The organism is Candidatus Hodarchaeum mangrovi, from assembly GCF_975850365.1.
Window position 1 is genome coordinate 28,149 of the sequence record NZ_CDLCQJ010000074.1, and the last position, 13,699, is coordinate 41,847.

The 13,699-nt window shown below is 31.3% G+C and carries 12 protein-coding genes; 8 read left to right on the plus strand and 4 right to left on the minus strand.

What is annotated here, in order from left to right; translation table 11 throughout:
• Positions 1-116: 116 nt before the first annotated feature.
• Positions 117-1,970, minus strand: coding sequence for an excinuclease ABC subunit UvrC (gene uvrC, locus ACWVCY_RS07315; RefSeq protein WP_455141605.1), 1,854 nt, complete (start codon positions 1,968-1,970; stop codon positions 117-119).
• Between the two features lie 159 nt (positions 1,971-2,129).
• On the opposite strand from uvrC, the gene ACWVCY_RS07320 reads away from it, so the two are divergent.
• The gene (locus ACWVCY_RS07320; protein WP_455141607.1) at positions 2,130-2,936 is read left to right on the plus strand and encodes a hypothetical protein; all 807 of its coding nucleotides are present in this window, start codon (positions 2,130-2,132) and stop codon (positions 2,934-2,936) included.
• 28 nt (positions 2,937-2,964) lie between these two features.
• Here the strand turns inward: ACWVCY_RS07320 and ACWVCY_RS07325 are convergent, their stop codons facing one another.
• The gene (locus ACWVCY_RS07325; protein WP_455141609.1) at positions 2,965-3,633 is read right to left on the minus strand and encodes a Rab family GTPase; all 669 of its coding nucleotides are present in this window, start codon (positions 3,631-3,633) and stop codon (positions 2,965-2,967) included.
• A gap of 216 nt (positions 3,634-3,849) precedes the next feature.
• Between ACWVCY_RS07325 and uvrB the strand changes: the two genes are divergently transcribed.
• From uvrB to ACWVCY_RS07360, 7 genes are all read left to right on the plus strand, one after another.
• Positions 3,850-5,859 (plus strand): excinuclease ABC subunit UvrB, encoded by a 2,010-nt coding sequence (uvrB, locus tag ACWVCY_RS07330; RefSeq protein ID WP_455141702.1) that lies wholly within the window; start codon positions 3,850-3,852, stop codon positions 5,857-5,859.
• 613 nt (positions 5,860-6,472) lie between these two features.
• Complete coding sequence (locus ACWVCY_RS07335) at positions 6,473-7,789, plus strand: SLC13 family permease (RefSeq protein WP_455141611.1); 1,317 nt, start codon at positions 6,473-6,475, stop codon at positions 7,787-7,789.
• 167 nt (positions 7,790-7,956) lie between these two features.
• Positions 7,957-8,682: an ArsR/SmtB family transcription factor gene (locus tag ACWVCY_RS07340; RefSeq protein ID WP_455141613.1), complete on the plus strand. Its 726-nt coding sequence runs from the start codon at positions 7,957-7,959 to the stop codon at positions 8,680-8,682.
• 2 nt (positions 8,683-8,684) lie between these two features.
• Positions 8,685-9,356, plus strand: coding sequence for a hypothetical protein (locus ACWVCY_RS07345; RefSeq protein WP_455141615.1), 672 nt, complete (start codon positions 8,685-8,687; stop codon positions 9,354-9,356).
• A gap of 114 nt (positions 9,357-9,470) precedes the next feature.
• Complete coding sequence (locus tag ACWVCY_RS07350; RefSeq protein WP_455141617.1) at positions 9,471-10,670, plus strand: pyridoxal phosphate-dependent aminotransferase; 1,200 nt, start codon at positions 9,471-9,473, stop codon at positions 10,668-10,670.
• A 12-nt stretch (positions 10,671-10,682) separates the two neighbouring features.
• Positions 10,683-10,823, plus strand: a complete 141-nt coding sequence (locus ACWVCY_RS07355) for a hypothetical protein (protein ID WP_455141619.1) — start codon at positions 10,683-10,685, stop codon at positions 10,821-10,823.
• 133 nt (positions 10,824-10,956) lie between these two features.
• Positions 10,957-11,520, plus strand: a complete 564-nt coding sequence (locus ACWVCY_RS07360) for a Rab family GTPase (RefSeq protein WP_455141620.1) — start codon at positions 10,957-10,959, stop codon at positions 11,518-11,520.
• Here ACWVCY_RS07360 and ACWVCY_RS07365 read toward each other — a convergent pair.
• Both ACWVCY_RS07365 and ACWVCY_RS07370 read right to left on the minus strand, forming a co-directional pair.
• Positions 11,510-12,208, minus strand: coding sequence for a hypothetical protein (locus tag ACWVCY_RS07365; protein WP_455141621.1), 699 nt, complete (start codon positions 12,206-12,208; stop codon positions 11,510-11,512). The two genes, ACWVCY_RS07360 and ACWVCY_RS07365, sit on opposite strands and share 11 nt — an antisense overlap.
• 72 nt (positions 12,209-12,280) lie before the next feature.
• Positions 12,281-13,693 carry a hypothetical protein gene (locus ACWVCY_RS07370; RefSeq protein ID WP_455141623.1) on the minus strand — a complete coding sequence of 471 codons (1,413 nt, stop codon included), beginning with the start codon at positions 13,691-13,693 and terminating at the stop codon, positions 12,281-12,283.
• Between the last annotated feature and the right edge of the window lie 6 nt (positions 13,694-13,699).

Consider the following 13,699-nt stretch of genomic DNA (forward strand, 5'->3'; position numbering starts at 1 on the left):
AATTGGGGAAATATCACAAATTCCAATAAAAATGAAATAAAAAGTATCGGTTGTTCAAACTTTTTAGATTAAATAGCCTTTAAGGATTTTTCTATTTTTTAATAGGAAACACTTTTTTAACTACTTAGTTCTTTAGAATACTTAGTTTTAAAAAATAAATAGATTTTTTCAGCTAATTTTTGATTTATTCCCTCAACTTGGCTTAATTCTTCAATTGTGGAATTTTTAATATTCTCTAAAGATTGAAAGTACTGAAGTAAAGCATTTCGCTTTTTAGGACCAATTCCAGGAATAGAATCTAATTCAGATTTTGGTTGAGATAATCGTCGTTTTATATGGTAATCTACAGCAAATCGATGAGCTTCGTCACGACATTGCTTTAAAAGTTTTAAACCTGTATTTTCAGCTGATATTTCCAGTGGTTTTTTACGGTACGGCAAAAAAATTTGTTCTTCCCTCTTTGCTAATCCTATCAAAGGAATTTCCTTACTTAATTGTTTTAAAACTCGTGAAGCTGTATTTACCTGCGGTTTTCCTCCATCGACTACAATTAAATCTGGATCTTTTTTCGCGAATTTTAATCCTTTATGTTTTAACCTTCTTTCAAGAATATCTTTGATCATTGCCACATCATTTGGTTCTGAAGCAAGATTTTTAATTTTAAAACGACGATATTCACTTTTTACAGGAAGTCCACCTTCAAAAACAACCATTGATCCAACTGGAAAAGATCCTTGGAGATTGGATACATCATAAGTTTCTATTCTTAATGGTTTTTTGTTTAATTGCAATAAATCCTGAATTTGCAATAAAGCATCTTCTAGAAGAGCATCTTTTTTGTGTTCTAATTGAATATTTTCAGAAATATCATTAATAATTTGAAAAATATAAGGTTTAATAAGATCTCTATCCTTTAAATCTAAATCAAGTTTCAAATGAACACTAGTTCCTTGCCTTTTAGATAGCCAAATCTCCAAAATATCTTGATCTTCCTGAAGATCTGTATCAATTTCAATTCTCTGAGGAATAAATTCAGTATTGATATAATAATTATAGAGAAAAGATCTCAAAATCTCATTTTTCGCCAATACTTTAATTTTACCTAAATCTATGGATTCCACATTTATAATTTGATTATTTAATACCCAAATGATTAAAATAGCATAAAAATTTTGATTTTCGATTAGGATGACATAATCCTTATCCCTAGGTTCAGGGATATTAGGGTAATGATCTAAAGTAGCTTCAATACGATGAATTCTATCGCGTAACTTAGCTGCTTTTTCAAAATTTAACTCTTCAGCTAATTGAATCATTTCTTGATGAAGGTTTATAATTAAATCCTCTTTTTTACCTTTTAAGAACAATATCAATTGGTCAATGATCTTTTGATATTCCTCAAGGGAAATTTTATTTACACAAGGCGCTGTACAACGATTTATGGAATAATCTAAACAAAATCTCTTAGTTTTGAAACAATATGGTTTGTTTGCAATTGGAAAAATACTTCGTAGAGCTCTAACAGAATATCTCAACGCTTTTACATCTTTTTTCCTACTAAAATACCAATCATCTTGCTTGGTCACACTACGAACAATAAAAATTCGTGAAAACTTTTCTTCTTTATCTGGTTTGGTAATTTGGATCATAGGGTATTCTTTATCATCTTTCCAATCAAAATTAAAACGAGGATGATGAATTCGGATTAATTCCCTCTCTCGAAGAAACGCTTTTTCAATTGTTAAATGAATTTCATAATCTAATTTATCAATTTTATTAACAAGGCGATATGTTTTAGGATCAGGGATATCTTTTCGAAAATAAGAAGAAATACGCTTTTTAAGATTCGAAGCTGCTCCCACATAAATAATCTTCCCAGATATATCAAAATAAATATATACACCGGGTTGTGTGGGTAATTGGTTCAATAATATATCTGAGGCTGATGTTTTGAAGTTCAATTTTGTCATGAATTCAACTCTGAACTCTTGGCAAATATTTTCCTGCAGTTTATTTAAAAGTGAAGTTTTATCAATAATTATTTCTAAAATTATTAACAATAATTTTATTGTTTAAATTTTACATTGTTGACTATATAGGACTTAAGTATCTGCTGGAAGGTTTCAAGAATGAACAATAATAAAAATTTCATAATGTGTCCATCTATCGAGATTACAGGGAAAAAACAGACTTTGCAAACACACAAAGGGTATTTCGAGATAACTCAAAATAGAATTCAGTATAGATACGCTGATACAAAAACAGACTTCCTAATATTACATCCAAAACAAGCATATGGTACAATAAATGATCTTCCACCTTATTTTACTACAAATACAATGAATATACATTATTCAATTTGGAGAGATCTGTCAGAAATCTGTTTTTATGCGGACAATAAACCCTCAGAGGATTTATTTCTAGATTTTCTTTTTGGTTTAAAATTCCCTTTCTCGATGAAGAATTACGATTCATGGTTTAATAAGATGAGGAATTTGCCATCAAATATTTACGAGCAGCTCTATAACTCATCCGTTTCTCTTGAAGATAAAATGACTACAACTATTGAAACATTTAATGAAAATGTTTATATCCCTTTCAAACAAAGAAGTATTTCTACATTAAGTAGTAGCTCAGAAGGAAAGGAATCAAAAAGCGTTAAGGCTTTGAATTTTGTTTCCAAAGATTTTCCACAGTTTTTAGGACTTCAAAACAATCTCATCACCATTTTAAGAGATCAAGCAAGACAAACATCTGAACATCAGCAATTATCTTACAGTGTAATCAGTCCTATCTTAAGGAAAATGAGAATGCTAACGATTTTTAGAAAAAATCTTAAAATGAAGGTTCTGAAAAATCAATTATTGCTAGAAGTTGAACCTTTTCCAATTGATACCTCAGTAATATTAAGAAAAATTAATGAGGCGTTAAAATAGAAATTGTATTAAATAAAAACTTTATTTTTTATGTTTGGTATCGATAAACCTTTAGAATCTCAAATAGTTTGTCTAAATCAAGATAAGGGCTATATTTTGCTGAAAGATATGATATCCCGATTTTGGATCGAGGGAATGTTCTTTTAAACTCGTCCATTGTAAATGCAAAGTGGGAAAGAAAGTCAACTGCTTTTTCTTTGATATAGGGAGTTAATGTAAATTCGTTTTCAGAGAAATTATCTAATGTATCACACTTATTTACCACAAAATGGAAAATATATTTTTTATTCTGAGCAAATATATCAGCTTTCTTAGGATTAAGATCTAGAGAGTCAAGAAAATAATTATATGAATCCTCCATAGCATTTTTTTGAACAACAATGCTCTGCTTTGGATCTAAAATGAATAACATTCCATCAGTGGTAAATTTTCTTAAGACTTCTCTCCACATTCGACGAAGTTTATAATCCCCTGGATTATCTATCGCAACAATTCTATATTTTCGATGTGCTTCAATTGAATACCATGGATATAACTCTGAACTCCGTAAACGAATTTTTTTCTCTTCAGCATTTATATTCAAAGTCTTTTGTGCTTGTAAAGTCTTAACCTTTGACCCTTTTATTCTTTCAATTAGTGTCGTCTTTCCAACACCAGTATTTCCTAAAACAGTGACTCTGATATCTCTATCAAACAATAGTTTACCTCTTTAATTCAGTAAGGAAAAAGATTTTCCCCTCAAATACCTACTTCACAAAACTGGTTTATTTTTTCTCTTAAGTGTTTTCGTATTTAAAGTATGAAGAATTCAACATTCTTTAACTGATTACCATAAAATAGATATTAAAATATATGCTTAAATACTGTCTATTCAATACAAATATCTTAATAGATTATTATTGAGGGCCTAATCCTGCCAAAATTCAAGCTTATTTCCCCATATAAACCTCAAGGGGATCAGATCTCTGCAATAGAATTACTTACTAAAGGAATTAACTCAAATAAGAAATATCAGACCTTACTAGGAGTAACAGGTTCAGGAAAGACTTTTACGATCGCTAATGTAATTGAGCAGATTCAAAAACCTACCCTTGTTATCTCACATAATAAAACATTAGCTGCTCAGCTCTATCAAGAGTTTAAAGAATATTTCCCAAATAATGCTGTGGAATATTTTGTGTCTTTTTATGATTATTATCAACCAGAAGCTTATCTTCCTACTCCTGATAGGTATATTGAGAAGGATTTTTCTATTAATGAAGAAATAGATAAAATGCGTGCATCAACCACTCGTAGTTTACTACAAAGAGATGATGTAATCGTCGTAGCCTCAGTATCTTGCATTTATGGCCTAGGAAGACCAGAAGATTATAAATCCTTAAGCTTACATATTTCTAGAGGTATGAATCTTACAAAAAATGAAATTCTTTCAGGATTAATTGACATTTTATACGAAAGAAATGACACTGCTTTTACTCGAGGCAAGATTAGATCAAAAGGTGATATAATAGATATTTGGCCAGTTTATGAGGATAGTGCAGTCCGAATTGAATTATTTGGAGATGAAATCGATAAAATTGCTGAAATAAATCCGATAACAGGGCAGACTTTAACTGAACTAGATCGCGTTTACATATTTCCAGCAAAACATTACGTTCGACCGAAAGAAGATTTATTACGAGTGTTACCAGAAATAAGAAAAGAATTAAATGAACGAATAGAGGAATTATTAAATGAAAATAAGCAAATTGAAGCCCATCGTCTTCGACAAAGAACAAATTATGACCTAGAGCTAATAGAAGAAATTGGTCATGCACCTGGGATGGAAAATTATTCAAGATATTTTGATAATAGAACAGAAGGAGAACCACCTGGGACTTTATTTGACTTCTTTCCTAAAAATTATCTTCTAATCATTGATGAGTCACACATGACTATCCCTCAAATTGCTGGAATGAGAGAAGGCGATTATTCACGCAAAAAAAACTTGATTGATTACGGTTTTCGACTCCCATCAGCTTTCGATCATCGCCCACTGACTTTTGATGAGTTTGAAAAACGGATGGGACAAACTATTTTTGTAAGTGCAACACCTGGCCCATATGATTTGGATAAAACAAATAAAGAAGATATTATTGAACAAATTATTCGACCTACTGGGTTAGTTGACCCTGAAATAATTGTAAAAATAAAAACTAGCAATCCCATTGATGATTTAATTGCTGAAATAAAAAAAACAGTTACAAGAGGAGAACGAACATTAATTACTACTCTTACCAAAAGAATGGCAGAGAATCTTGCAGATTATTTTGATGAAATTGGTATTCGTGCACGGTATTTACATTCAGAGATCAAGACACTTGAGAGAACAGATATTTTGGCTTCCTTACGGCAAGGAGATTTTGATGTCCTTGTTGGGATTAATTTATTACGAGAAGGGCTAGATCTTCCTGAAGTATCCCTTGTTGCTATTCTAGATGCTGATAAACAAGGATTTCTTCGAAATGAAAGATCTCTGATTCAAACCATTGGAAGAGCAGCACGAAATGTGAATGGAAGAGTGATCTTTTATGCTGATACCATATCTGATTCAATGAATGATGCTATTCGAGAAACGAAACGAAGACGTAGAAAACAAATTCAATATAATGAAAAAATGGATATAGAACCGAAAACTATAATTAAGAAAATTCATACACCACTTTCTGAGATGAAAACTAATTTTACCAAGATTCAAACAGAAAAAATCTCTGCAGAGGATATACCAAAATATCTTGATGCTTTGAGGGAAGAAATGCATTTAGCGGCAAAAAATTTTGAATTTGAAAAAGCAGCAGAAATTCGTGATCTTATCTATACTCTAGAGAACCCAAAAGTAATGAAATCACCAAAAATTGTCCCAAGAAAGGAGAGTTCAGGATAAATACGAGTTTTTGTTTAGATGAAAATATTTTGTACTAATCAGAAATAAAAACTTAATTTTGAATATCCAGACCTCAATGTAACACCTAGCTAACATAGCAATGTCATTTGTTGATTAATATATTATCTGTGATATTTTAATTGAATGAGAAACATACGGATCTGTTATTCAACCATGATATCCATTATAGGGCATTTAGTTTGAAGAATATGATAATATATTTCAGAAATATATATTTTAGGCATTTATTAATAACAATTGATTATATTCTTTCAATCACTTAACCTATCAAGCTGAATAAATATTTTAGATTATAAAATGCTTTTTTTTAGTGAGATTTCATCATAATTATTTTTATAGGTTATTAAATCATTCCTATATATCCAAAAGATTGAAAAATTTATTATTTATTACTGTATATGATTCAAAAAAATTATGGAAACCTTGACTTGATTTTTGGGGGATTATACATTTCTTAAAAAATCAAATATGTTATTCTTTTAAGATCTTTAAAGTTTCCCGATAACCAGATTAAGAAGTGGATTTATTTTTCCTAAACCTTTCAAAAAGTCATTAGCAGAGAGACAACTTAAAAAAAGGTGAAAATATTAGCATGGCCCTCTTAGAACCAGTTCAACTTATTGGATTAGCCATTTTTATTGGTATTTATATATTAATTTCAACTGAAAAACTTCATAGACCCATTTCAGCACTTTTGGGAGCTGGTTTAATTTCTTTTCTTCTCATAGTGTCTGAATGGGAGTATGAGGGTCATGTAACTGAATTTCATACTATTGTAACAAAAGTAGAATGGAATACAATTATTTTTATTACTGCAATGATGATTATAACCATAATTTCAAGTCGATCAGGTCTTTTTCAATATGTAAGTATTCTTATTGTACGTTTAACTAAGGGAAGCCCCAAAACCCTACTTTTGTCTCTCTCTGTCTTAACCTTTATCATTAGTTTTGTTTTTGATGTTATCACTACCATGCTAATTATTGCACCACTTACAGTAGAAATATATAAGATTTTAGAGTTTGATTTCAGACCAATATTGACAATTGAAGCAATAACTGCTAATTTTGCCTCTATTTCATCTTTGGTTGGGAGCATCCCGAATATCGTACTTGCAGATAAAAGTGGTGAAGGATTTGTAGATTTTGTGATAATTATGGGGCCTTTGAGTATCCTTCTTTTTATAGTTGCAATTCCAATCTATTATTTTTATGCACGTTCCAAATTTGTTGCGCCCTCTGAGTATCTGGTAAAGGAAATTTTCCTTCTCGATCCCAATATCCTAGTTGAAGACAGAAGAACATTTTATGTTGCTATTGTAGGTCTAATTTTATTGGTATCAGGCTTCATTTTTGGTAGTACATTTAATCTAAGAGCTGCAGAAATTGCTTTATTGATTGCAGCAGGATTATTACTATTTTCAGGTATGCATCCAAAGGAAATTTTTCGTGATGTGGAATGGATTTCAATTTATTTTATAATGGGATTATTTATTCTTGTAGGTTCTATAGAGATCCTTGGTATCCTTGAACTTCTTGGAGAAATCCTTACTCCTTTTCTAGAATTGGAGTTATTCTTTTCAATACCATTTATTTCTTTTGGAATAGGAATAATTTCTGCTGTTGTTGATAACATACCAATTTCAGCAGCACTTGCTCCTGTATTTGCTGATCTTCAAGCTGCTGGCGTTGTTGATCCTATACATTGGTGGGCACTTGTTATAGCAGTAAATCTTGGAGGCTATATCTTGCCAATTGGTAGTCCAGCTAACATTTTAGCAATTAATCTATCTAATAGAGAAGGATCTCCAATCACATTTCTAGAATTTTTAAAATTAGGTGCTGTATTAGGGTTTCTCCACTTATTAATAGGAACAATTTATTTAATTCTTCTTTCTCCTTTTATCTAATAGTAAGAAAAGTAATAATAGAAAAAATTTTTTTTAAAAAAAAATTAAAAGAATATTATTTACCAGAGAATTGTTTTTACCACCACCTAAGTCTATATAAATCCATAAAATATACAAAAAAATCAAACTTACATGAAATTGTATAAGCTTTACAGATGGTGTAATCATTGAATAATGAGAATAATAACTTTGATGATGAGAAAAAATCCTCAGAATCAGATAAACCATTCGAAGAAGTACAAGATGCCATCCAAAAGATGAAAAAAGAAATTCAAAATGAATTGAATAAAATGAAAGAGGAAATTCGGGATATAAAATATGATATTAATCAAGATTCTTCAAAATATTCAAAACCACCACGAACTCAAAGAAAGACTCTACGTCGAGACTGGGAAGAGACAGGAAATCGCTTTGGAGAATCAATCCAATATTATATCGGAAGCTTACTAGAATCAGTTGGTGAGTCACTGGGGGACGCTATTGACAAATCTGTCGGATCACTATTTCACGAATCATCCTCTAGAAAACATAGGAGAACCAAGAGAAAAGAAGAAAGCATTAAAGAGGAAGAATTTGAAGAATTTTTTGACAAAGGCTCTGCAATTATGACTGCACTCTCTGATTCAACACGATTGAGAATGCTTAAGGAACTTGAAAGGGAACCTCTAAGACAATCTGACTTAGCGGATCGAACTGGAACAAAAGGAGGGAATTTTAAGCATCATATCAGTATTTTAATTGACCAAGGCCTTGTAAGACAAGAAGGAGTTCGTGAACGTTATCTATTAACCTTTGCTGGTCGTGAGGCCTTAAAATTAGTTGAATTCCTCTTTATTCGGGGAAAAAGACGTCTTCAAGTTCCAGTAATAATTAATGATGAGGAGGAGGAGTAAGGATGCCTTTCATCCTTGGAAATAGAATCTATGAATACTTAGGATTGCCAGAAATTATAAATACATCATCATATAAAATTCTAATTTCAAGCAAATCAAACATCGTTGAATTAACAACAGAATCAGAATTAAATGGTATTATAGTACTGGGATCAGTTGAAGTTATTGTTGATACTTTGATTCATACGAAAAATTATGGATCAGTTGGGGATACAATTCAATTTAGGGGAACAAATTTAGTGATTCTAGGTCTCAATATTGCTCAGCTAGGTTCAAAGCTTCAAGAAATTTCCAGTTTTGACAAATCTTATGAAGATTCCATGATTAAGGCAAAGGATATGATCAAAAAAATTAACAAAACTATTGAGGATCCGGAAACTCGGATCAGCTTTGGAAAAGAAGACGATGAAAAAATTAGACATTTTATCTTTGGGAGACGTAATTTCCTTTTAATAGGTTCAGATTCAAAACTTGTCCTAATACATCGAAAACAGGTGTCAGTAAAAGAAGGTGAATCGAAACTTATTCAGATCGACCCTGAAACAGGCATTCTCATCGCAAATTATGATAAAGTAATTAATATTGGTGGAGGGAAAAAAGATAGATATTCTTTCCTAGGAAAATTGGGAGTAAATATTGCTGCTTCGGTTCTAGATGAAGTGCTGTGGGATTAAAACCTTAAAATTTTTTTTTAACCTCTCTTCTTAAATGAAAAAATTTACTAAAAGATAAAAGGGATTTTTAAACTAGTCATTCCTACTTTCTATCAACAGAGGTGGATAAATTATTTGGATTATTCTAAGCTTATTGATCCAGAAATATTAAACGTACCCCTGTCAGGTATAAGATTAGTTAATTCTTGGCCAACGAAAACCCCAAAATCTGATCTGATCTATCTAAACATCGGACAACCTGATCTTCCTACTCCTGAATTTATAAAGGACATATCAAAGGAAGCTATTTCAGAGAATTTTACTAGATATACACATATAATGGGAGAAGAAGAACTCAGATCAGAGATATGTCGATATTTAGCAGAATATGATAACCTAAAATACTCTCCCGAACAGATATTAGTAACAAGTGGAGGACAAAGTGCTTTATTTGCTACAATCTTCACTTTATTATCACAAAATGAAAATATCGTCGTACCATTTCCTTGTTATCCTCCATATATTAATATAATCCGTTATAAAAGAGCCAATATTCTACCAATTAAAACAGAGTTTCGGAACAAGTTTGAAATCCCTCTAGACAAGTTAGAATCCATTTTAGAGAGCCATCAAGTTAAAGCAATACTACTTGTCAGTCCTGGAAATCCAACTGGAGCGCTTTATACGGAAAAAACTTTAGAAAGTATTGCTAAGTTATCAGAAAAATATAATTTTCTTATTTTTAGTGATGAGATCTACAATCGAATAACCTTCCTTTCTAAATCATGTAAATCTCCAGCATATTTTGCTCCAAAAAGAACTATCATCATCCAAAGCTTCAGTAAGATGCTTTCAATGACAGGATATCGAATAGGTTTCATAGCTGCACCAGAATCTTTAATTAACATCATTAAAATAGTACATCATACAATGAATATTTGTGCTAATTCTATTGCACAATATACTCTAGCTCATGCCCTTAGAATGAAATCTGAATTAAAAAACGCAATTGATTATCTTAGATCAACCTATGAGGAAAGGGGAAAATTGTGCTTTCAGTTATTAAATGAATCTTCATTTTTTAACGTGATTAATCCTCAAGGAGCTTTTTATCTTTTCCCTCAGTCAGAGAGAGTCAATATGTTTGAACTAGCGAAATTTGCAAAATATAATTATGGTATTTTGACTGTTCCAGGAATATTTTTCGCTAGTCCAACCTCTAATGAATACCTAGATTATCTTCGAATCTCTTTTACATTAGAGAATATTCTTTTAGAAAGAGGAATTAAACGACTTTGTAAGGCGTTTGAAGATTTTATCTCTAAAAAAACCTAATGAGTAGTGAAAATGAGTCCTATAAAGAAGTGTACTATTTGTGGAGAAGAATTTTATGCAAGCTATAAAGGTAAATATTATTGTGTAGTACATTTAGAAATGAAGTTGAATAAGATAAAAAAAGAGGAAGTTAATGAGAAAAAAAAGAAATAATTCTATCTTAATTTCTTTTCTATTGAATAAGAAAGGATAAAATGATTTTAACTAACATTCAAAAAGAAAGTTTCTTAAGAAAGCATTTCATATTAAATTTATCAACTAGTTTAAAACGGGAGTAAAACATATAATGTCTTCAAATACTGATGATATCCTCTTTGAAATTCCTCATTTTTCGCAATATAAAATTGTTGTTGCAGGAGACCCGTTAGTAGGAAAAACTCAACTTGTATCAGTCTTTACTAAACGAGATTTTGAACATAAACCTACCGCTGGTGCAGATATATCATTTATAAAATTACGTAGCTCTGGAGACAGCGATAGCACTACAACTGCTATATTTTGGGATCTTTCAGGACAACAGGCATTTAACAAAGTTAGACCCTTATTCTATGAAGGTGCACATGCAATAGTTTATGTTTTTGACGTTACACGAGAAGATACAGTCCTTTCCTTGCCAAGTTGGGTAAAGGAGGCAAAGAAAATCCTTCCTAATAGCCCAGCTATCTTAATTGGGAATAAAATTGATTTGAAATACCATAGAGTTGTCAGTGATGATATAGGCTTGAAATTTGCCGATAAACTCCATGCACCCTACTTTTCTACTTCAGCAGTAACAAGCGAAGGCGTTATTACAGCCTTTGCCTCTGCAATAAGACGAGCAGTTTATTATCGTGACTCAATTACATCTTGAAATTTGCTCTAATATCAAATGAATCTTGGGAATTTAGGATTGCTGAAAGTCTAGTGTTTATATCATGTAACTTATTTGAGCTTAAGAGATCGATGTAATATATCAAATATTGAGCTTTGGTCTTCACTAGCTTCCAATTTGTAGGATATGGATCACAAATTATTCCATTTCGTGCAAATTCCCTTACAATAATACTGATTTTGGCTATAAGTTGTGGATAATTAGTAAGATTAGCTCCTTTAATTGTTGATGTTATTAAAGTTGGATAAGTTCTTTGATAAGCCATGATCTTTGCTAATCCTATGGTTAATGGTATTGAAATATGGTATATTTCTTTTTCATTCCGAAAATTTCGTATTTGAGATTCTTTATTAAAATCTAAAGCTGTTAAATAGTGAATCAAGAGCTGAGAAAAATCCCGATTGTAATAGGGTTTAATTATTATTGAACCAAAAGATTCTATCTCAAAGCTCCATCCGAAGAGGACACTTGCTCCCCCTGGATATAAAAATGTTCCTTCCATTTTATCTCCAAGTTTTTCTTTAATTAAATCAATTTTTTCTTGATTTAGATGGTTTCCATTTGAATAATTTACAATACTTTCTGCTAAAATTAGATATCTGTTTAACACTTCCTTTAATATCTTTTTTTTATATTCAGGAAAGAGTAAAAATGATGGATTTGTCATTATAGGAAGCTCAACCCTCTAATCAATGGAAAACAGATTCATCTACTTTAATATCTTGAAATTCCTCCAGCTTTAAACCCAATCTCCGGAATTTAGCTTCTGTGGTAAATAAGTACTAGTCATAAAACGCCAATTTTTTCCAGCCAATGCCTGAATTTCCGCTTTCATTCCTGTATCCTTCATAATTCTAATTTGTTTATCCCATTCTGGTCTTGATTTTACAAAATCCTCTTGAAGTAAATCATCAGCACGCTTTATGTCATTCTCAGTCATTTTTATTAATACTGACCTAGGTATTTGATATTCCTTGATGTCAGATGGTAAGAGACCTAACCATTTAATCTCTGGTACAGCTAATTCAACACTTTCAAAGCTAAGTGCCTTACTTCCTATTGAATAAACCCTTAAAATATCTAATCCATAGGGGTCAGCGTCTAAAAAACCAAGAATTGGAATAGAAAGATCTTCATGAATTCTTTTTATAAACATTCTTGTGGCCATATCAGGTTGTCCAGATGCAGTCACTAGAATACATGGAAGATAGTTAAAGAATTTTTCTTCTGCTAAGTCCTGAAAAACCGCATCCTTTTCTATAACAAGCAAAAATTCTGCATCACTTTCAAAGTTTTCAACTTGATCCAACATTGGAGTTATAGCATGTCCTCCCAAACCCTGTGTACAGTCGATTAAATCTCCCCCTTCTGTGAAAGATAACCTTCCAATTACTTTACCCTTCGCAGAAGCTATAACGTTAATCGAAGGCCTTGAAACTCTTATCAAAGCAGTCAAATCTTCAAGAAGGCCATCAGATACTCGTTGATTACCGAAGAGATTGACATCACGGTAGAATAAATGGCGTTTTGTTGCATGTTTTCCAGTTTCTAAAATCTCACTAATATATCTCATTAATCCAGTTAATTGAACAACACTCTGAACACTACTTAAATGCCTAAATTGTCTATCAACAACATGACTACCTAACAACACCAATTTTGAAACATCATCATAACCTACATTATCTGAGCTTCTTGAAGGAATCTTGAAAGCTGCAGTTTTAGGATCAGTAGCGATTTCCTCTAAAAACATTCTAGCTACCCTTTGTACACGTCTTCGTGATTCCTCAGGTTTAACATTATCTACCTGCAGAATTGAATATGGTAAATCATAGAATTGCTTGTCCAATCCTTTTCGCAAATCTCGAACTTTTGTCAAATCAACAAGGCGTCTGATACGGATAATTAATTCTTCATCTTTCCACTTAGCATCCCATATATCATTAAAATTTTCTTTAGATAGCTCTAGTAATCTTTTATCTTTTTTAGAACCAAAAAATAATTTTAAAGGCTGATTTTTTAGATTGAGGTCACTCTTTATACTTTTACCCAAATTAGATAAATTCATGCTATTATCTATTGTTTTAGAATAAACTTTGTTTGTGAATGCATAATCCTCTATTATCACTTTTTTGGTATATTTCTCACTCATTTTAAC